The sequence below is a fragment of the Pyxidicoccus sp. M15 genome, from assembly GCF_056858435.1.
On the sequence record NZ_CM166495.1, the window covers coordinates 11,001,774 to 11,021,014 of the forward strand.

Sequence of the window (19,241 nt, forward strand, 5' to 3'; positions counted from 1 at the left end):
GTCAGTGACGCGTCAGCTCCAGGTAGATGACGTTGTCCTGGCTGTCCCGGTACAGGCGCACGGAGGCGAGCTGCTCCAGGGGCACCTCGCCCAGCAGCGCGCGCATGCCGTCCTCGTCGCGGTAGATGAGCCACCAGTCCATGAAGGCCTCCATGTAGCCCGTCTCCGGCGGGTACATGGCGAAGTTGGCCACCAGCATCCTCCCGCCCGAGCGCAGCATGCCGAACAACAGCCCGGTGAGGCGCGTGGCCACGGAGTCCGAGAGGTAGTCGTAGAGCCCCGCCGAGTAGACGAAGTCCATGTCCTGGAACTTCGTCTTGCCCGACAGGAGCGCGCGCACCGAGCCGGCCACCGGCTTCACCACGTCGAGCGGGTTGTGGTGGGAAATCTCCGCCAGGCTCAGCGGGTCCTGGTCGAAGGCGATGAGCTCGCCCACGCGGTGCTCGGCCACCGCGCGCGAGGCCTCGGCCTCGCGCAGGTGGCCGCACGCCACGGAGAGGATGCGCGCGCCGGCGGGGACGCGCTCGGCCGTCTCGTCGATGGTCCGCGCCAGCAGCAGCTTCCGCTCGCGGACGCTGAGCGAGCTGGGCTGCTGGTGCATGTACCGGTAGATTTCACGCCCCGCGTGCAGCTCGTCCGCCGCCCGGTCCATGTAGAGGTAGTCGATGAGGACCGCATCCCCGGCGTACCCGCGGGGGCGCTCGTACGCGCGGCGCGTGAAGGGGCACTGGTGCAGGAAGGCCCGCAGCGGGTGCTTCTTCGCCGTCTCCTTGCAGAAGCGCCGCCACATCTCCGGGCTCCACCGCCGCCGCAGGGTGATGAGGCCCAGGTGCAGCGAGTGCATGTTCTGCCGCAGCACCTCGTCCGGGCCTCCCAGCATCCGCTCGTGGACGCTGTCGAGCCACTCCCTCGCCTCCTCGAAGGCTTTCCGGAACGAGTCCTCGGGCAACGGGACGACCAGCTGGTTGCGCTGGCCGGTGAGCAGGTTCGGGAAGGCGTTGGTGGGAGTCGTCTGGGAATCGTGCATCGCCAACACAACGCGGAAGGGGATGGCTTTCACTTCCTCCGGAGACAGCCCTCGCCCGCCCCGCATTTCAGGCGACCGGACGGGCGCGGCCCTGGTGGCTCACTCCAGGATGACCGGCTCAGGCGGGGGCTACAGCGCACCTCCCCGCGTGATTTCCAGGGCGGGCCCGTCGTCGGGCGCCAGCTCCAGGGGGACGATGCCCCGCGGGCAGCCCAGGCCGTGGTGGCGCAGCGTCCGCTCGATGTCGTCCGGCAGGGCGAGCACCGGGCGCACGGTGAAGCCGGTGATGAAGGCCAGCGCATCCAGGGCGGGCAGGTTCTCCGGCTGGTCGGTGGCCACGTACAGGATGCCACGCGAGCCCTGGCGTTCCATGCGCAGCGGGCACATCCTCAGCCGCGTCAGCACGTCCGCCGGGACGCTCCTCACCACCGCGGCCGGCACCTTCGCCATCTGCTCGCCCCGGACGAAGGGCACCGCGAGCTGACGGGACAGCGCTTGCTGCACCTGCTCCGGCGTGAGCAGTCGCAGGTGCACCAGCGCCTCACCCAGCCGGCAGTGCCACCGCGTGTGGTACGCCAGCGCCGCTTCCAATTGCTCCCGCGTCACCAGTCCCAGGTGAAGCAGCAGCTCGCCCAAACGCATGCGCCGCACGACCCACCCCCACGGCATGCTTCACGCGGTGGGACGTGCGTACGCCGTGCCACGAGGTGGCCCAGTGCTTCCGCGCGCTTGCACCGGGCGTACACAGCGCGGGTGAAACCTTTTCCACCGGGAGGCTTTCGGAATGACAGCCCGGCCGGCCCGGCGTGACGGGGAGTGTCGAGAACCTCGCCTTGCGTGAGACGTTGCGCCAGATTCGCGGCCTCCCTCCTCCCACCTCCGGAGAGCCCATGCCGTCCTGGCAGGCCGTGTCCCGCGCGCTCATCACCCTGGCGCTCGTCCCCACCCTGGTGCTGGCCGCGCCCCCCGTCACGCGCCCGTCGAGGCAGTACACCATCGAGCAGTTCATGGAGACGACGGACGTGTTCGGCGCGTCCTTCTCCCCCGACGAGAAGCGGGTGCTCTTCACGTCCAACCCGACGGGCGTCTTCAACGTCTTCTCCGTGCCGGTGACGGGCGGCAAGCCCACGCAGCTCACCCGCTCCACCACGGACGCCACCTTCGCCGTGGGCTACTTCCCGAAGGACGAGCGCATCCTCTTCACGCGGGACCAGGCGGGCAACGGGCTGACGCACCTCTACGTCCGGACGCTGGACGGCAGGGAGGTGGACCTCACCCCCGGCGACAAGGTGCGCGCCGTCTTCCAGGGCTGGAGCGGGGACGGCGACGCCTTCTACGTCTCCAGCAACGCGCGCGACGAGCGCTTCATGGACCTGTACCGCCACGACGCGAAGACGTACGCGCCCACCCTCGTCTTCCAGAACGACGGCGGCTACGACCTGGGCAGGGTGTCCCCGGACGGCAAGCAGCTCTCCCTGGAGAAGTCCCGCTCGCTCTCCGACAGCGACGTGCACCTGTATGACTTCGGCACGAAGGAGGTGAAGCACCTCACCGCGCACACGGGCGACGCCAGCTGGAAGACGGCCTGCTTCGCACCGGACTCCTCCGCGCTGTACCTGCTCACCAACGAGGGCTCGGAGTTCACCCGCGTCGTCCGCTACGTGCTGGCCACCGGGAAGCGGGAGGAGGTGGAGAGGGCGGACTGGGACATCACCTCCATGGCCTTCTCGCGCAACGGCGCGTGGCGCGTCACCGGCATCAACGAGCACGGCCGTGCCCTGCTCCGGGTCCACGACGTCAAAGCCGGCAAGCCGCTCGCCCTGAAGCTTCCCGAGGGCAGCATCTCCGACGTGGAGCTGGCCCGGAGCGGCAAGCGCATGGCCTTCCACCTGACGGATGACCGCGCCCCCAACAACCTCTACGTCCATGACTTCGGCACGAAGAAGACCATGCGGCTGACGGACACGCTCAGCCCCTCCATCGACGCGAAGGACCTCGTGGTCGCCGAGGTGGTCCGCTACGCGTCCTTCGACGGGCTGGAGATTCCGAGCATCCTCTACAAGCCGCTCCAGGCCTCGCCCCGGAACAAGCTGCCCGCGGTGGTCTGGGTGCACGGCGGCCCCGGTGACCAGGCGTACCGGGGCTACATCGGCTTCATCCAGTACCTCGTCAACGCCGGCTACGTGGTGCTCGCGCCCAACAACCGCGGCAGCTCCGGCTACGGCAAGGCGTTCGTCACGGCGGATGACAAAAAGCACGGCAAGGAGCCGCTCCGGGACGTCGTGGAGGCGAAGAAGTACCTCACCGGCCTGCCGTACGTGGACGGCTCCCGCGTGGGCGTGCTCGGCGCGAGCTATGGCGGCTACATGGCGCTGGCCGCGCTGGCCTTCCACCCGGACACCTTCGACGTGGGCGTGGACGTCTTCGGCCCGTCCGACTGGGTGAGCATGCTGAAGAACATCCCCCCGTACTGGGAGTCCTTCCGCCAGGCGATGTACCAGGAGCTGGGCAACCCGGACACGGAAGCGGAAGCGCTGCGTGCAATCTCCCCCGCCTTCCATGCGTACAACATTCGCAAGCCGCTGCTCGTCATCCAGGGCGCCAATGACCCGAAGGTGCTCAAGGCGCAGTCGGACCAGGTGGTCGAGGCCGTGAAGAAGAACAACGTCCCCGTCGAATACATGGTCCTCCCGGACGAAGGCCACGGCTTCAGCAGCAAGAAGAGCGAGTTGGAGAGCTCCACCCGCATCCGCACCTTCCTGGACACCTACCTCAAGCAGTCCCCCGCGCCGGCCCGGCCGGCGAACTGAGCCGTCCCCCACCTCCACCCGGAGCGTCCCATGTCACCCTGCTGGTCCACCCTGTCCCGAGCGCTCGCAGCCGTGGCGCTCGTCCCCACCCTGGCGCTGGCCACGCCGCAGCCGCCGGCCCCGCCGCCCACGAAGGCCCCGGCCGCCCGCGTCACCTCGCGCCCGTCGAAGCAGTACACCGTCGAGCAGTTCATGAAGACGACCAGCGTGCGGGGCGCGTCCTTCTCCCCGGACGAGAAGCGGCTGCTCTTCTCCTCCAACCAGACGGGCATCTACAACGTCTTCTCCATGCCGGTGGCGGGCGGCAAGCCCACGCAGCTCACGCGCTCCACGGACAGCACCTGGGCCGTGGGCTACTTCCCGAAGGACGAGCGCATCCTCTTCACGCGGGACCAGGGCGGCAACGAGCTGTCCCACGTCTACGTCCGCACGCCGGACGGCAAGGAGAAGGACCTGACGCCGGGCGACAAGCACCGCGCCGACTTCTTCGGCTGGAGCCATGACGACTCCGCCTTCTACGTGCTCAGCAACGAGCGCGACGCGCGCTTCATGGACCTGTACCGCTACGACGCGAAGACGTACGCGCGCACCCTGTTCTACCAGAACAACGACGGCAATGACCCCGCCGACGTGTCCCCGGACGAGAAGTGGGTGGCGCTCGACAAGTCCAACACCACGTCCGACAGCGACGTCTACCTCTACAACGTCACCACGAAGGAGCTGAAGCACCTGACGCCGCACAAGGGCGCCGCGGCCTGGAGGACGGCCACCTTCACCCCGGACTCCTCCGCGCTGTACCTGCACACCGACGAGGGCTCGGAGTTCGCCCGCATCGTCCGCTACGTGCTGGCCACCGGGAAGATGGAGGAGGTGGAGAAGGCGGACTGGGACATCATGTACACGTCCTTCTCGCGCAACGGCGCGTGGCGCGTCACCGGCATCAACGAGGATGCCCGCACCGTCATCCGCATCCACGACGTGAAGGCCGGCAAGCCGCTCGCCCTGCCGCAGCTGCCCGAGGGTGACCTCAACGGCGTGGTGGTGGCCCGCAGCGAGAAGCGCATGGCCTTCTTCGTGAAGGGCGACCGCGCGCCCACGGACCTGTACGTCTACGACTTCGGCACGAAGAAGCTCACGCGGCTGACGGACTCGCTCAACCCCGAAATCGACCCGAGGGATTTGGTGGACTCGCAGGGGGTGCGCTTCAAGTCCTTCGACGGGATGGAGATTCCCAACGTCCTCTACAAGCCCCACCAGGCCACGCCGGACAACAAGCTGCCCGCGCTCGTCTATGTGCACGGCGGGCCGGGAGGCCAGACGCGCAAGGGCTACAACCCGCTCTTCCAGTACCTCGTCAACCATGGCTACGTGGTGCTGGGCATCAACAACCGCGGCAGCTCCGGGTACGGCAAGACGTTCTTCACGGCGGACGACCAGAAGCACGGCAAGGAGCCGCTCCAGGACTGCCTGGAGGCGAAGAAGTACCTGGCCAGCCTGCCGTACGTGGACGGCTCGCGCATCGGCATCATCGGCGGCAGCTACGGCGGCTACATGACGCTGGCGGCGCTGGCCTTCCACCCGGACAGCTTCAACGTGGGCGTGGACATCTTCGGCGTGTCCAACTGGCTGCGCACGCTGAAGAACGTCCCGCCCTACTGGGAGTCCTTCCGCGAGGCGCTCTACCAGGAGATGGGCAACCCGGAGACGCAGGAGGAGATGCTGCGCGCCGCGTCGCCGCTCTTCCACGCGGACAAGATTCGCAAGCCGCTGCTCGTCATCCAGGGCGCCAATGACCCGCGCGTGCTGAAGGTGGAGTCGGACGAAATCGTCCAGGCCGTGAAGAAGAACAAGGTCCCCGTCGAGTACGTCGTCTTCCCCGACGAGGGCCACGGCTTCACCAAGAAGAAGAACGAGATTGAGGCCTACTCGCGCACGCGCGCCTTCCTGGACCAGTACCTCAAGAAGGCCAGCGCGACGAACTGACGCCCCGGCCCGAAACACCGGCGCGGTGGGCGGCGCCCCTCGAGACTTCAGGGGCCCACCCACCGCGCCAGTCACTTCGTGGCGCGGGCGGAACCGGCCGCCCGCGCGCTCATCCGTGGCTCAGGACCGGAGCGGGCTGACGACCTCCGGGCACTTCCAGTACGTGTACTCGCAGGTGGCCTTCGACGCGTCGCAGGGCACCTGCATGATGGTGATGAGCTCGCACGGGTGACGCGGCACCTCCGCGTCGCTCGCGTTGCGCGTCGTCGCGCCCGTCGCGCGGCCTCCGCGGCTCTTGCGCGAAGCCCCGCGCGAGTCGGGGCGCGACTCCTGCGGTGGAGCCACCGGGGCCGACAGCGCCTCCGGCGGCAGCCCCGGAGCGGTACCCAGCACCGCACCCAGGACGTAGAGCTTCGTGTACATGAGACCCCCTTGCCGGCCTGCCTCCGCCGCCGCGCCCCTTTCGCGCGGCGTTACCGGGGCAGCCGGAAGGACGTAGGTACCACCCGGGTCTGACATTCCCCGTACTCCCGGACAGGGCAGGCGACCCACCCCGCGGGGAGGGTGGCGTTTCGTCGGGTATCGGTTTGTCACCGGCTGCGGCTAGGATGGCGCGCCCGTCCGGAGCCGTCACCGCATATGCCCTTCCAGATCACCGTCCACGCGCAGGACCGCATCCTCGAGGTCGTCTATCCCCCGCAAGTCACGGCGGAGGACCTAGCCGAGTACCTGGCCGAGGTGAAGAAGGCCATGGCCTCCTTCGACGGGGAGTGGTCCGCGCTGGTGGACCAGTCGCAGCTGCGGGTGATGCCCGGCGACGTGGTGAGCGCCATGGCCAGCCTCAACGCCTACGCCCAGTTGAAGGGCATGAATCGCTCGGCGCGCGTGGTCATCGACCCGCCCTCCGGCCTCCAGGCCTGGCGCATGACGAAGCGGGCCATGCTCACCATCCCCACGCGCACCTTCGAGACGCGCGGCGAGGCGCTGGCGTGGCTGAAGAACCCCGAGGCCGACTGAGCCCGGCTTTCTGACGGCACTCCAACTTTTCACCTATAGTGGGGCCCACCTGCCTCCGGGCAGGCTGCCTCTTCCCCGCTCGTAGGAGTAGCCGTTCCATGTACCTCTCCTGGACCGACGCCCGCAGGAAGCTGCTCGGCGCGCTGTTGTGCACCCTCTCCGTGGCGGCCTGCGGGCCGACCCCGGAGGCCGAGCCGGCGGCTGGCGCGCCCACGGGCACGGAGCAGCAGCCCGTCGTCTACGGCACGGACAACCGCACGGACGTGTACGCGCACGCGAATGCCACCCTGCGCGCCCGCGCCCAGCAGGCCACCGTGGCGCTGATGCGCCCGTCGGCCATCGACGCGTCCAGCCCCGACAACGTCGCCTTCAACGCGGCCACGCTGCAGAGCGCGTACGGCCTGTGCGGCACCGAGCGCTTCCTGACGGACCTGACGCCGGCGTTCTGCTCGGGCACGCTCATCGACGATGACCTGGTGCTCACCGCGGGCCACTGCGTCACCAGCGCCTCGGCCTGCACCAGCACGCGGCTGGTCTTCAACTTCTACCGCACGGCCGCCAACGCCATGCAGACGGTGACGACGGCGGACATCTTCTCCTGCCAGTCCATCGTCGTGCGCCAGCAGGCCACGGTGAACGGGCGCAACCTGGACTACGCCATCCTCAAGCTGGACCGCGCGGCCACCCCGCGCTTCACGCCGGCCCCCATCCGCGCGGGCAACAGCGCGCTGGCGGTGGGCACCCACGTAACGGTGATTGGCTCGGGCAGCGGCATCCCCTTCAAGATTGACTCGGGCGGCTCGGTGCGCGACGCGCGCGCCAGCACGCTGGACTACTTCGTCGCCAACACGGACACCTTCGGCGGCAACTCCGGCTCGGGCGTGTACGAGAACAGCGACTACACGGTGGCCGGCATCCTGGTGCGCGGCGAGACGGACTACAGGGCCAGCGGGGGCTGCAACATCGTCAACGTGTGCACGGAGACGGGCTGCCGCGGCGAGGACATCACCTACGTGCGGCCCGCCGTGGACGCCTTCTGCGCGGCGTCCACCAGCGCCCGGCTGTGCTCCAGCACGCCGCCTCCGGCGGGCAACAGCTTCACGTACACGGCCAGCAACACCAACGGCGCCTCCGTCGGCACCACCAACAAGGTGGTGGCCCTGAGCGCGGGGCAGAAAATCACCCTGGGCACCTGCGGCGTGACGGGCTCCAGCTTCACCGGGGACACGTTCCTGCGCCTGTACGGACCGGCCGGCACCCAGGTGAGCGCCAACGACGACGCCTGCGGCGGGACGGGCTCCAACCTGACGTTCACCGCCGCCACCGCCGGCGACTACGAAATCCGCGCGGGCTGCTACTCCACCGGCAGCTGCGGCGGCACGGTGGCGTGGACGCTCGAGGCGGGCCCCCCGCCGGCCGGCAGCGGCTCGCTCGTGTTCAACGCCACCAACACCAACAACGCCCAGCAGAACACCGCCAACCGCGACATCCCCCTCACCGCCGGCCAGGGCATCTCCTTCGGCACCTGCACCGTCGCGGGCGCCTCCGGCACCGGGGACACGTACCTGCGCCTGTTCAACGCCGCCGGCCAGCAGGTGGCGAGCAATGACGACAGCTGCGGCACGCTGTCATACGCCACCTACACCGTGCCTCCGGGCGCGGGGGGCACGTACCAGCTGCGCGCCGGCTGCTACGGCAGCACGAGCTGCGGCGGCACGGTGGCCTGGGTCATCCAGTAGCCGGGGACGCCCACCGCGGGCCCACCTGACGGCGGGAGGCCGGTCCTTCGGGCCCGGACTTCCGCCGTCTTCATGTCCGGCCCCTGGGGGCATCCCGGGCGCCCTCGTCAGGCGGCGTGGGCCGCGGCAGGGAGCCGGAGCGGAGGGTGCTTCCGGCCCCTCCGGGCGCCTGTCAGGTAGCTGACGCCGTGCCCCGGGGCACGGGCTTGCGTCTGTTTTCGGCCATTCCTATATGGCCGGGCATGCAAGCAAGCCTTCATCTCCCCGGTGTGCCTCCGGCCCTCCACGCCGAGCGAATGAACGTAGTGCCTCCCAAGCATGTTGGTTGAGTCCATCCAACCGAGGAGGAGCTCCTTGCGCCGGTTCCAGGACCCGCTTCCGTTCGAGGAATTGTCACACGACGACGCGCTCGTGCTGCTGGAGGTCGTCCGTGAGCTCGCCCACCTACGGGAGCTCGACGACATCATGGCGCTGGTGCGTCGTGCCGCCCGCCAGCTGAGTGGCGCGGACGGCGTCACCTTCGTGCTGCGCGAGGGCGACCACGTCCACTACGCGGACGAGGAGGCCATCGCCCCGCTGTGGAAGGGGCGCCGCTTCCCCATCGAAGCCTGCATCTCCGGCTGGGTGGTGATGAACCGCACGCCGGCCATCATCGAGGACATCTACGCCGACGAGCGCATCCCCATCGAGGCGTACCGTGCCACCTTCGTGAAGAGCCTGGCCATGGTGCCCATCCGCCGCGCGGACCCCATCGGGGCCATTGGCGCGTACTGGGCGGAGCACACCACGCCCCGCACGCGCCAGGTCGCGCTGCTGCAGGCGCTGGCGGACTCCGCCGCGGTCGCCGTGGAGAACGGACGGCTCTACGCGGCGGAGCGCGCCGCGCGCCAGGCGGCGGAGGCCGAGACGCGGCTGCGCAAGGAATTGCTGGCCATGGTGTCCCACGATTTGCGCAACCCGCTGGGCGTCATCACCATGACGACGTCCCTGCTGGCCCCGCTGCTGGTCTCCCTCAACGGGCGCGCGCGCAACCACCTGGACACCATCAACCGCTCGGCGCTGCGCATGGACCGGCTCATCCATGACCTGCTGGACTTCGCGGCCATCGAAGCCGGGGCCTTCCGGCTGGCGCCCGTGCCGCTGACCGTCACCACGCTGATGGAGCAGGCCTCGGAGCTGGGGCCGCTGGCCCATGAGCGCGGCATCAACCTGGAGCTGCGGCCGCTCGAACGGGACATCGCCGTGCGGTGCGACCCGGACCGCATCCACCAGGTGTTCTCCAACCTGGTGGGCAACGCGGTCCGCTTCACCCCCGCCGGAGGCCTCATCCAGCTCGCGGCCACCCTCCGGGAGAACCAGGTGGAGCTGAGCGTGTCGGACACCGGCATGGGCATCGCTCCGGACGTGCTGCCCGTCCTGTTCGACCGCGTCCAGCGGCCCCCCGCGCGCACGCCCGGCAGCGGCGTGGGGCTGGGGCTCTCCATCACCCGCGGCATCGTCGAGGCACACGGCGGCTCGCTCCGGGTGGTGAGCGAGCTCGGCCGGGGCACCACGTTCCTGTTCACCCTGCCCATGGCCTGAAGGGCGGGTGAGGCCCCCTCGCGAGCGCCGGAAAGGGGGGGCCGCGAAATGGAGCAGGCCGGCGTGGAAGCCCGGCTCCGTCAGTGGGGCGCCGAAGGCTCCACCGGCTGCTGCGGCAGCGTCACGATGAAGGTGGTGCCCTTCCCGGGAGCGGACTCCACCTGGACGTGGCCCTGGTGCGCCTCGACAATGGACCTCACGATGAAGAGGCCGAGCCCCACGCTGCGGCCCACCCGGTCCACCACGTCGGTGCCCCGCTGGAGGGGCTGGAAGAGCGTCGCGAACTGCTCGGGCGGGATGGGCGTGCCCTCGTTGTGCACGCGGAGCGTCGCCTGGGTGCCGTCACCCTCGGTGGAGACCTGCACGGGCCTTCCCGGCTCGCCGTACTTCACGGCGTTCGTCACCAGGTTCTGAATCACCTGGGACAGCCGGTCCGCGTCCCACAGGCCCTGTGCGTTGCCGCTCGCCCGGACCTCCAGCTGGACGGAAGGCTGGGCCGCCTCCACCTCCTCCGCCACGGCCCGGCTGAGCGCGTGGAGGTCCACGGGGGCACGCACGATGCGGATGCCGCCGCCGAGCCGTGCCTGGGTGAAGTCCAGCAAGTCACTCACCAGCCGCACCGCCCGTGAGGCGGACGACTCGATGCGCGACACGACCCTGTGGGCGCTCGGGTCCAGTTTCTCCCGCTGATTCAGCCGGCCGGCCCCCAGCAGGATGGCGCTCAGGGGGCTGCGCAGGTCATGGCTGACGATGCCGATGAGCTGCTGCTCGAACTCCGCCTGCTGCCGCTGCTGCTGGAGGTGCTGCTCGCGCTCCTGCTCCAGCGTCCGCTGGAGCGTGATGTCCTGGAGGAGCGCGACGTAGCCCATCACCGGCCCGCCCGGCTCCTGTTGCGCGATGAAGGTCACCCTCACGTCGCGGGTGCCGCCCAGACGGTAGGGCACACCGTACTGCTCGAACGAGAAGCTCTCTCCACTCAACCCCCGCCGGACGTAGGGGCCGAGCACGGCGTACGCCGCCTCTCCGATGACCTCCCGGACCTTGCGGCCCCGGAGGTCCTCTTGCGATATCCCGAACCAGTCCTCGTACGCCTTGTTGACCCGGCCGTAGCGCTCGTCCGCGGTGACGAACGACACGAGGACGGGGATGGCGTCGAGCAGGACGCGCAGCTCGTCCTCGCTGGCGCGAATCCTGGCCGTGAGCTCATCGCGCTGCACGCGGGCCCGGGTCTGCTCGGCGACGTCGCGGAAGACGAGCACGGCGCCGATGAGCGCGCCCGCTCCAGCGCGGATGGGGGCCGCGCGGTCGTCGACGGGGACCTCCGAGCCGTCCTTGCGGATGAGCAGCGTCGGGTGGGTGAGCCCCTGGGCGGTGCCGAGCGCGAGTGCCCGGCTGACGGGGTTCTCCACCGGCGCGCGCGAGGCGGCATCGATGAGGCGGACGACCTCGGTCAGGGGCCGCTGCCGGGCATCGGCGTCACTCCAGCCGGTGATTCTCTCGGCCACGGGGTTGAGGAAGGTGATGCGCCCGGCCGGGTCCGTGGTGATGACGGCATCGCCGATGCTGGAGAGCGTCGTGGACAGGTACGCCTCGCGCTCGCGCAGCCGCTGTCCCTGGGCCCGGATGCGCAGGAGGCTGGCCACCCGGGCGAGCAGCTCCGCTTCGTCGTACGGCTTGGCGACGTAGTCATTGGCCCCCGCCTGGAGCCCCTCCGTGAAGTCCTGGTGGGCCCCGCGCGAGGACAGCATCAGGATGGGGAGCGTGACGTCATCGTAGTGCTCACGCACGAAGCGGCACGCGTCCAGACCGGAGACGCCCGGCAGCTGCCAGTCCAGCAGCAGCGCGTCTGGCGGCGAGCCGGCGAGCCGCTCCAGCATCTCCTCCGCGTTGCGAAAGGTCTCGACCGTGTAGCGCTTCGCGAGGAGCTCGCAGGCCCGCTCCAGCTGCGCGGGGCTGTCGTCCACCATCCAGACTCGTGGGGGACCTGCCGCGACAGAGGTGGCGGCCTCGGGTCCTGGGCGGTGAACGGGCGTGCTCACGAGAGGGGGAGGAGGCTACCCAGAAGCCGGGCGAGCGGTCGAGTACGAGAGGGGGAATGGGACGCACCCGGTCGGGAGCGGGTGGGCGAGCCCCTGCGTCCAGCTTGGGGCCGGGCTTAGCAGAAAATAGTGCCGGGGTGGCTCCGATGCGGCTTGGAAGAAAACGCCCTCCCACGTCCGGTGACCTTCCAGCCAGGCCCGGGCCACCGGCCCGGACAGGGCCCGCTCCCCCGCTCGGGCGGCCCGCCAGGGTGATTCATAGGTTGAAGGGCCGAAGCCGGGGGGCGGGGCGTGGACGAGACACGACAACTGCAGCTCTGGCGCAGGTCGGGAATGCTGCCTCGAGTCGCCGCGGCCCTGGTGCTGCCCGTGTGCACCGCGGTGCTGGCCGGCTGGGTGCTCCAGGGTGAGGACGTGCTCTCCCGCCCCGGCATGCCCGTCATGGTGCCCGCCTCCGCCGCGTGTCTGATGCTCACGGCGATGGCCACGACCTGGCTGCTGAGGGGCAGCCCCACCCGTCACTGGCTGGCGGCAATCGCCGCGTTGCTGGTGACGGCAGCGGGACTCCTCACGCTCCTGTCGTACGTCTGGCGCCCGGTGGGCGTGGAGCTGCCCGGCCTGCTCTCCGGGCAGCGCATGTCGCCGCACACGGCATCGGCGCTGACGCTGCTCGGGCTGTCGCTGCTCACCGTGGACCGCAGGGGACGGTGGGGCACGGCCCGCTCCCAGCTGCTCGCGCTGGCCGCCATGCTCATCCCCCTGACGGTGCTGCTGGGCTATGCCTTCGGGGAGCACCGCATCTACCACCTCGGCGGCGGCATTGGCGCCGCCCCCCACAACGCGGCGGCGCAGCTGCTGCTGGCGCTGGGCATCCTCTTCCTCCGGCCGGACCAGGGGCCCGTGGCGGCGGTGACGTCGGTCGCGGCAGGCGGCGTCATGGCGCGCCGGCTGCTCTTCGCGGGCCTGCTGCCGCTGGTGGTGGGCGTGCTGGTGGACCTGGGCGCGCGGCGGGGCTTCGTGGAGGCGCGGCTGGCGTGGCCCCTCTTCGCGATGGCGATGATGCTGGCCCTGACGGTGGTGGTCTGGCGGGCGGCGAATGAGAGCAACCGCCTGCACCAGGAGCAGGTCCGCGCGTGGAAGCAGGCGGGCGAGGAGGCGGAGCAGCAGCGCCGGCTGGCCATGGAGAATGCCCGGCTGGCCCGGGCCGCCGAGGCCGCGGCGCGCGAGCTGGAGGACGTGCTGGCCATCGTCTCGCACGACTTGAAGAACCCGCTGGCCACGGTGCGGCTGAGCGCCGCGGCGCTCCAGCAGAAGCTGTTGCGGCTGCCCGGCGGCGAGGGGCTGGTGGGCCGGGTGGCCGCCATGGACCGGGCCGCGGTGCACATGCTCGGCCTCATCACCGCGCTGCTGGACGCGGCCCGCCTGGACGCGGGCCAGCCGCTGGCGGTGGAGCCCCGGCCGGAGCCGGTGGGGGAGCTCGTCGGCGAGGCGCTCGCGCTGATGGAGCCCCAGGCCCTGCGCGGGGGGCTGCGGCTGGAGCAGCACCTGCCCCCGGGGCTGATGGTTCTGTGCGACCGCGAGCGCATCCTCCAGGTGCTGGCCAACCTGCTGGGCAACGCGGTGAAGTTCACCCCGGCGGGTGGCGCGGTGACGGTGGACGTCCGCGCCGAGGCCGGCGAGGTGCGCGTGGCCGTGCGGGACACCGGCCCGGGCATCCCCGAGGACGAGCAACCGCGCATCTTCGAGCGCCACTGGCAGTCCCGGGACACCGCGCACCGGGGCAGCGGCCTGGGCCTCTACATCGCCCGGGGGCTGGTGGAGGCCCACGGCGGCCGGCTGTGGGTGGAGAGCGTCCCCGGCGCCGGCAGCACATTCACTTTCACGCTCCCGCTGCCACCCGGGCGGCGGCTCCCTCACCCCACGCTTGACAGCCCCGGAGCCGAGGTCTAACGCAAAGCGCCATGAACACTGCCCGGTTCCCCTCGCCCACGCGTCCCATCAGCAACACGGGCCCCTTCCGCGCCCTGCTGCTGGAGAACATCCACCCGTCCGCGGAGGAGATGCTGGCCGCCGAGGGCTTCCAGGTGGAGCGGACCGCTGCCGCCCTCAAGCCGGACGAGCTGGCGGAGCGCCTGAAGGGCGTGCACCTGCTGGGCATCCGCAGCAAGACGACGGTGCCGGCCTCCGCGCTGGTGCACGCGGAGGAATTGCTGGCCATTGGCGCCTTCTGCATCGGCACCAACCAGGTGGAGCTGACGGCGGCCAACACGCACGGCGTCCCCGTGTTCAACGCCCCGTTCAGCAACACGCGCAGCGTGGCGGAGATGGTGCTGGCGGAGGTCATCGTGCTGACGCGCCAGCTCTTCGACCGCAGCCGCGAGGTGCACGCCGGCCAGTGGCGCAAGGTGGCCACCGGCAGCCGCGAGGTGCGCGGCAAGACGCTGGGCATCATCGGCTATGGCCACATCGGCTCGCAGCTGGGCGTGCTGGCCGAGTCCCTGGGCATGCGGGTGCTGTACCACGACGTGATGACGAAGCTGCCGTTGGGCAACGCGCAGTCGGCTACGACGCTGGACGAGCTGCTGGCGGTGTCGGACTTCGTCACCCTGCACGTGCCGGCGCTGGCGTCCACGCACATGATGATGGGCGCGGAGCAGCTGGCGCGGATGAAGAAGGGCGCGTGCCTCATCAACGCCAGCCGCGGCACGGTGGTGGACATCCCCGCGCTGGCGCGGGCGCTCACCTCCAAGCACCTGGGCGGCGCGGCGGTGGACGTCTACCCGGAGGAGCCGGAGAGCAACTCGGACGGCTTCGTCACCGAGCTGCAGGGGCTGCCCAACGTGGTGCTCACGCCGCACATCGGCGGCTCCACGGAGGAGGCGCAGGCGGCCATCGGCAAGGAGGTGGCCACCAGCCTGCTCAAGTTCTACAGGGCGGGCGCGACGACGGGCGCGGTGAACTTCCCCAACGTGGAGGCGCCGCTCATCCCCGGCACACACCGCATCCTCAACGTGCACCGCAACACGCCCGGCGTGCTCCGCGACATCAACCGCATCGTCTCGGACCTCAACGCCAACATCCACGCCCAGGTGCTCAGCACGGACGCCAACATCGGCTACCTCGTCATGGACCTGGACCAGGACGTGTCGCAGCCCGTCTGCAACGCCATCGCCGGGCTGCAGACGGACATCAAGACGCGCATCGTGTCCTGACGTCCGGTGCGCCTCACACGTCGATGACCTTCCCGGGGTTGAGGATGCCCTGGGGGTCCATGGCCCGCTTGAGCGCGCGCAGCAGCTCCAGCTCCGCCGGGGAGCGCGAGTAGCCGAGGTAGTCCTTCTTCAAGAGGCCGATGCCGTGCTCGGCGGAGATGCTGCCGCCGTGCTTCTTCACCAGCTCGAACATGGTGGGGTCCGCCTGCTTCGTGCGGGTGAGGAACTCGGCCTTCTCCATGTCGTCCGGCTTCATGGCGTTGACGTGCAGGTTGCCGTCGCCGATGTGGCCGAAGAGGCAGATTTCCCAGCCCGGGTAGCGCGCGGCGAAGACGGACTCCAGCTCCGCGCAGAAGCCCTCCAGCCCCGCCACGGGCAGGGAGATGTCGTTCTTGTGCGGCAGGCCGGTGGCGGAGAGGCTCTCGCTGATGCCCTCGCGCAGCGCCCACAGCTCCGCCGCCTGCGACGCGCCCTGCGCCTGGGTGCCGTCCGTCACCAGCCCGCGCTCGAACAGCGAGCCCAGCCACGCCTCCACCGCCGCCGCGTCTCGGGGCTCCGCCTCCAAGAGCACGTAGCAGCCGCTGGACGCGTCGAAGGGTGAGCGCAGCTTGCGGTGGCGCTGCAGGCGCGCCAGGCACCTGTCGGTGAAGAACTCGTACGCGGAGATGCCGAAGGCCGTCTGCTGGCGCGCGTCGCGGAACAGCCGCAGCACGGCGGCCACGTCCGGCACGGCGAAGAGGAACACGTCCAGCTTGCCGGGCAGTTGCGTGAGCTTGAGGGTGGCCTCGGTGATGACGCCCAGGGTGCCCTCGCTGCCGATGAAGAGCTGCCGCAAGTCGGTGCCGGTGTTGTTCTTCTCCAGCGCGCCGTTGAGCTCCAGCACCTGGCCCTGGGCCGTGACGACCTGAAGGCCCAGCACCCACTGGCGGGTGAGGCCGTACTTGATGACCTTCACCCCGCCCGCGTTGGTGGCGATGTTGCCGCCCACGGTGCTGGAGCCCTTGGAGGCGAAGTCCACCGGCCAGGTGAGGCCGTGCCCGGCGCAGTGGTGGTGCACGGCCTCCGTCACCGCGCCCGCCTGCACGCGCACCGTGTTGCCGAGCAGGTCCACCGGACCCATGCGGGCCATGCGCTGGAGCGACAGCACCACCTCCCCCCGGGCCGCCACCGCACCGCCCGCCAGGCCCGTGCGGCCCCCGGAGGGCACCACCGCCACGCGGTGCTGGTGGCACAGCGCCAGCAGCCGGGCCACCTCGTCCGTGCTCCGGGGCAGGGCCACCGCGCTGGGGGCCGGCGTGTAGACGCGCGTCCAGTCGCGGCCGAACTCCTGCAATTCGGCCGGCTCCCGGGTGAGGAAGTCCGGGGGGAAGCCCTCGGCGATGGCGCGGAGGAAGTCGGCGGGCAGCACGGGGGAGGACATGCCTCAGGCGTATTGCAGGGGCCTCGCCGTGACAAGGCGCAGCAGGGCCCCGGGACGCGGCTTGCGTCGGAAGGACGCCGAAAAAGGCTGGAAATGGTCAGGAAAGCCCGCTCGCTCCGTATACGAGGCGGCGCCTCCAGGCCCCGGCTCCGCCGCCGTCCCCCACGAGGAATTCCACGATGTTGAAGAACCGCTCCTTGCGTCTCGCCGCGCTGCTGGCCGTTTTCCCGGGGCTGGCCCCCTCCGCCCTGGCGGCGGAGAAGCCCCAGTCGAGCAAGCCCTACGTCTTCGAGACGGTGGACAGCTACCTCATCGTCGACGACAACCGGGTCGAGGTCACCGGCATCCTCCAGGGCGAGGGCGCCCCGCGGACCTTCGTCTTCCGCGGCACCGTCAGCACGTCCGCCGGCGCGCTGTTCTCGCGGTGCGACCGGATGGCGCTGCTCTCCATGAGCAAGCCGGGCCTCTACCTCTTCACGATGGTGCAGGCGCCAGAGACCTGGATGGCCTCCACCTGCCAGCTGACGCGCCGCTAGCCGCTCTCCGGCCCCTCGTCGGGTCGGGAAGACGGAGTCCTCTCATGGGTACGAGGCGAAGCACATGGCTGGCCCTGACGCTGGCCCTGCTGGGGTTGCAGTCCGCGTGCTCCAGCAGCGACGGCGCGGGCACCGGGCTGGACTCGGATGGTGACGGCGTGGCAGATGCCGAGGACTGCGCCGCCCGCTCCGCGCAGGTCTGGCGGCCGCTGCCGGGCTACCGCGACCTGGACGGAGACGGCCTGGGCGCGGGGCCCCAGGCGACGCGGTGCACGGATGGGACGCTGCCCGACGGCTGGGTCCCCGAAGCGGGCGACTGCGACGACACCGACTCCACCCGGTGGAGACAGGTGGAGGGCCTCTACCCCGACCTGGACGGAGACGGCGCGACGGCGGCGGGGCCGGTGACGGCGTGTGTGGGCAACACCCTGACGGGCTACGAGGAGGCGCCCGGCGCTCCGGACTGCGATGACGCCGCGCCCCGCTTCCAGCAGTCGACCCTGGGCTGGCTCGACTCGGACGGGGACGGCGTCGGCAGCGGAGAGAGCGTGTCCTACTGCCTGGGCGCGCGCCCTCCTCCGGGCTACGCCGCGGGCGACGGCGACTGCGCGCCCGATGACTCCACGAGCTCGGAGTGGCTCTCCTATCGGTACCGGGACAGGGATGTGGACGGCGCCACCGTGCCCGAGTCGGGCACCCTGTGCGCCGCGTGGCTGCCCATCGGCTACACCAACCTGGAGAGCGGCCTCGACTGCAACGACACGGACCGCACGCGGTGGGCCCTGCGCGGCACGTACGTGGACACGGACGGGGACGGCTTCGGCGTCGGAGCATCCGTGCCGCGGTGCATGGGCGCCACGCCGGACCCGGGCTACGCGTGGCAGGGAGAGGACTGCGCCCCCGAGGACCGCGCCCTCTGGCAGTGGCGCTCCTATTCGCACCGGGACCACGACGGCGACGGGGCCACGGTGCCGGAGAGCGGCGTGCTGTGCACCTCGGGGACGCTGCCGGAGGGCCATCACGAATGGCCGCTCGGCGACGACTGCGATGACGGCAACCGCGACGTCCGGGTGAGCTGGAGCCTGTACCCGGACACCGACGGGGACGGCGTGGGCTCGGGGGCCCAGGAGACGCTGTGCGCCGGTCCCCAGCAGCCCCAGGGCTACTCCTTCGTGGACACCGACTGCGCGGCCACGAACGCCACCGCGTGGCAGGTGCTGTCCTACCTGCACCGGGACGTGGACGGAGACAGCTACACCGTGCCGGAGTCGGGCCTGTGGTGCTCTGGAGCCGCGCTGCCGCCCGGCTACCACACCGCGTCCAATGGCTTCGACTGCGACGACGCGGACCTCACCGTGTACCTGCGCCTGCAGGCCTGGGAGGACACGGACGCGGACGGCGTGGGCGCGGGCACCGCGACGATGCTGTGCACGGATGGCGTGGTGCGCGCGCCCTGGTCCATCACCGGGACGGACTGCGCCGCCGAGGACGGCACACGCTGGCAGACGCGCACCTACTTCCACGTGGACCGGGACGCGGACGGCCACACCATGCCCGAGCGGGGACAGCAGTGCGTGGGTGCCGCCCTGTCGGCGCCCTACTTCACGGAGGCGACGGGCAACGACTGCGATGACGCGGCGGCGGACCTCTTCCGCTGGGCCGTCGTCTACCGGGACGAGGACGGGGACGGCGTGGGCGCGCCGCCACGAAGCATTCCGTGCCTCGGCCAGGGGATGCCGGCGGGCTTCTCGTTCAAGGGGTACGACGTGGACGACGCGGACGCGGCCGTCCAGGAAGACGAGGACGAGGACCTGCTCGTGGAGCTCATCCTGTCGCCCTGACCCACGTCAGGCAGGTCGGAGGAGAGCGCTCGGAAG

General features: G+C 70.7%; 14 protein-coding genes. 9 read left to right on the plus strand and 5 right to left on the minus strand.

The features are described from left to right. Position 1: 1 nt before the first annotated feature. Together ACX9TP_RS40585 and ACX9TP_RS40590 are read right to left on the minus strand one after the other, a co-directional pair. Complete coding sequence (locus ACX9TP_RS40585) at positions 2-1,027, minus strand: class I SAM-dependent methyltransferase (protein ID WP_482976044.1); 1,026 nt, start codon at positions 1,025-1,027, stop codon at positions 2-4. Between the two features lie 129 nt (positions 1,028-1,156). Then, complete coding sequence (locus ACX9TP_RS40590) at positions 1,157-1,669, minus strand: GspE/PulE/PilB domain-containing protein (RefSeq protein ID WP_482982296.1); 513 nt, start codon at positions 1,667-1,669, stop codon at positions 1,157-1,159. 248 nt (positions 1,670-1,917) lie between these two features. On the opposite strand from ACX9TP_RS40590, the gene ACX9TP_RS40595 reads away from it, so the two are divergent. Then, on the plus strand, positions 1,918-3,837 hold the full coding sequence (locus ACX9TP_RS40595; protein WP_482976045.1) for a S9 family peptidase: 1,920 nt from the start codon (positions 1,918-1,920) through the stop codon (positions 3,835-3,837). Between the two features lie 30 nt (positions 3,838-3,867). Beyond that, positions 3,868-5,820 (plus strand): alpha/beta hydrolase family protein, encoded by a 1,953-nt coding sequence (locus ACX9TP_RS40600; protein WP_482976046.1) that lies wholly within the window; start codon positions 3,868-3,870, stop codon positions 5,818-5,820. Positions 5,821-5,940: 120 nt separating this feature from the next. Here ACX9TP_RS40600 and ACX9TP_RS40605 read toward each other — a convergent pair whose 3' ends face one another. Next, entirely contained in the window at positions 5,941-6,243 is a 303-nt protein-coding gene (locus ACX9TP_RS40605; protein WP_482976047.1) for a hypothetical protein, read from the minus strand. A gap of 216 nt (positions 6,244-6,459) precedes the next feature. On the opposite strand from ACX9TP_RS40605, the gene ACX9TP_RS40610 reads away from it, so the two are divergent. The 3 genes from ACX9TP_RS40610 (at position 6,460) to ACX9TP_RS40620 (ending at position 10,157) form a co-directional block, all read left to right on the plus strand. Next, entirely contained in the window at positions 6,460-6,837 is a 378-nt protein-coding gene (locus ACX9TP_RS40610) for a SpoIIAA family protein (RefSeq protein ID WP_482976048.1), read from the plus strand. Positions 6,838-6,935: 98 nt separating this feature from the next. Beyond that, positions 6,936-8,576, plus strand: a complete 1,641-nt coding sequence (locus tag ACX9TP_RS40615) for a trypsin-like serine peptidase (RefSeq protein WP_482976049.1) — start codon at positions 6,936-6,938, stop codon at positions 8,574-8,576. Positions 8,577-8,930: 354 nt separating this feature from the next. Continuing rightward, positions 8,931-10,157 (plus strand): sensor histidine kinase, encoded by a 1,227-nt coding sequence (locus ACX9TP_RS40620; RefSeq protein WP_482976050.1) that lies wholly within the window; start codon positions 8,931-8,933, stop codon positions 10,155-10,157. An 80-nt stretch (positions 10,158-10,237) separates the two neighbouring features. Here the strand turns inward: ACX9TP_RS40620 and ACX9TP_RS40625 are convergent, their stop codons facing one another. Further along, positions 10,238-12,124 carry a hybrid sensor histidine kinase/response regulator gene (locus ACX9TP_RS40625; protein ID WP_482976051.1) on the minus strand — a complete coding sequence of 629 codons (1,887 nt, stop codon included), beginning with the start codon at positions 12,122-12,124 and terminating at the stop codon, positions 10,238-10,240. Positions 12,125-12,529: 405 nt separating this feature from the next. On the opposite strand from ACX9TP_RS40625, the gene ACX9TP_RS40630 reads away from it, so the two are divergent. Both ACX9TP_RS40630 and serA read left to right on the plus strand, forming a co-directional pair. Next, positions 12,530-14,146 (plus strand): sensor histidine kinase, encoded by a 1,617-nt coding sequence (locus ACX9TP_RS40630; RefSeq protein ID WP_482976052.1) that lies wholly within the window; start codon positions 12,530-12,532, stop codon positions 14,144-14,146. Between the two features lie 11 nt (positions 14,147-14,157). Further along, a complete protein-coding gene (serA, locus tag ACX9TP_RS40635) occupies positions 14,158-15,408 on the plus strand; it encodes a phosphoglycerate dehydrogenase (protein WP_482976053.1) in 1,251 nt (416 codons plus the stop codon). Positions 15,409-15,421: 13 nt separating this feature from the next. Here the strand turns inward: serA and ACX9TP_RS40640 are convergent, their stop codons facing one another. Continuing rightward, positions 15,422-16,828, minus strand: a complete 1,407-nt coding sequence (locus ACX9TP_RS40640; RefSeq protein ID WP_482976054.1) for an FAD-binding oxidoreductase — start codon at positions 16,826-16,828, stop codon at positions 15,422-15,424. A gap of 179 nt (positions 16,829-17,007) precedes the next feature. Here ACX9TP_RS40640 and ACX9TP_RS40645 point away from each other — a divergent pair, with 179 nt between their 5' ends. Together ACX9TP_RS40645 and ACX9TP_RS40650 are read left to right on the plus strand one after the other, a co-directional pair. After that, the gene (locus tag ACX9TP_RS40645; RefSeq protein WP_482976055.1) at positions 17,008-17,364 is read left to right on the plus strand and encodes a hypothetical protein; all 357 of its coding nucleotides are present in this window, start codon (positions 17,008-17,010) and stop codon (positions 17,362-17,364) included. Between the two features lie 44 nt (positions 17,365-17,408). Then, complete coding sequence (locus ACX9TP_RS40650) at positions 17,409-19,205, plus strand: hypothetical protein (RefSeq protein ID WP_482976056.1); 1,797 nt, start codon at positions 17,409-17,411, stop codon at positions 19,203-19,205. The last annotated feature ends 36 nt before the right edge of the window (positions 19,206-19,241 follow it).

What these genes read in the sequence shown, in the direction of transcription:
- ACX9TP_RS40605 (WP_482976047.1), bottom strand. Translation starts at nt 6,243, where the DNA reads ATGTACACGAAGCTCTACGTCCTGGGTGCGGTGCTGGGTACCGCTCCG.
- ACX9TP_RS40645 (WP_482976055.1), top strand. Translation starts at nt 17,008, where the DNA reads ATGTTGAAGAACCGCTCCTTGCGTCTCGCCGCGCTGCTGGCCGTTTTC.
- ACX9TP_RS40650 (WP_482976056.1), top strand. Translation starts at nt 17,409, where the DNA reads ATGGGTACGAGGCGAAGCACATGGCTGGCCCTGACGCTGGCCCTGCTG.
- serA (WP_482976053.1), top strand. Translation starts at nt 14,158, where the DNA reads ATGAACACTGCCCGGTTCCCCTCGCCCACGCGTCCCATCAGCAACACG.
- ACX9TP_RS40615 (WP_482976049.1), top strand. Translation starts at nt 6,936, where the DNA reads ATGTACCTCTCCTGGACCGACGCCCGCAGGAAGCTGCTCGGCGCGCTG.
- ACX9TP_RS40585 (WP_482976044.1), bottom strand. Translation starts at nt 1,027, where the DNA reads ATGCACGATTCCCAGACGACTCCCACCAACGCCTTCCCGAACCTGCTC.
- ACX9TP_RS40590 (WP_482982296.1), bottom strand. Translation starts at nt 1,669, where the DNA reads ATGCGTTTGGGCGAGCTGCTGCTTCACCTGGGACTGGTGACGCGGGAG.
- ACX9TP_RS40625 (WP_482976051.1), bottom strand. Translation starts at nt 12,124, where the DNA reads ATGGTGGACGACAGCCCCGCGCAGCTGGAGCGGGCCTGCGAGCTCCTC.
- ACX9TP_RS40630 (WP_482976052.1), top strand. Translation starts at nt 12,530, where the DNA reads ATGCTGCCTCGAGTCGCCGCGGCCCTGGTGCTGCCCGTGTGCACCGCG.
- ACX9TP_RS40595 (WP_482976045.1), top strand. Translation starts at nt 1,918, where the DNA reads ATGCCGTCCTGGCAGGCCGTGTCCCGCGCGCTCATCACCCTGGCGCTC.
- ACX9TP_RS40600 (WP_482976046.1), top strand. Translation starts at nt 3,868, where the DNA reads ATGTCACCCTGCTGGTCCACCCTGTCCCGAGCGCTCGCAGCCGTGGCG.
- ACX9TP_RS40610 (WP_482976048.1), top strand. Translation starts at nt 6,460, where the DNA reads ATGCCCTTCCAGATCACCGTCCACGCGCAGGACCGCATCCTCGAGGTC.
- ACX9TP_RS40640 (WP_482976054.1), bottom strand. Translation starts at nt 16,828, where the DNA reads ATGTCCTCCCCCGTGCTGCCCGCCGACTTCCTCCGCGCCATCGCCGAG.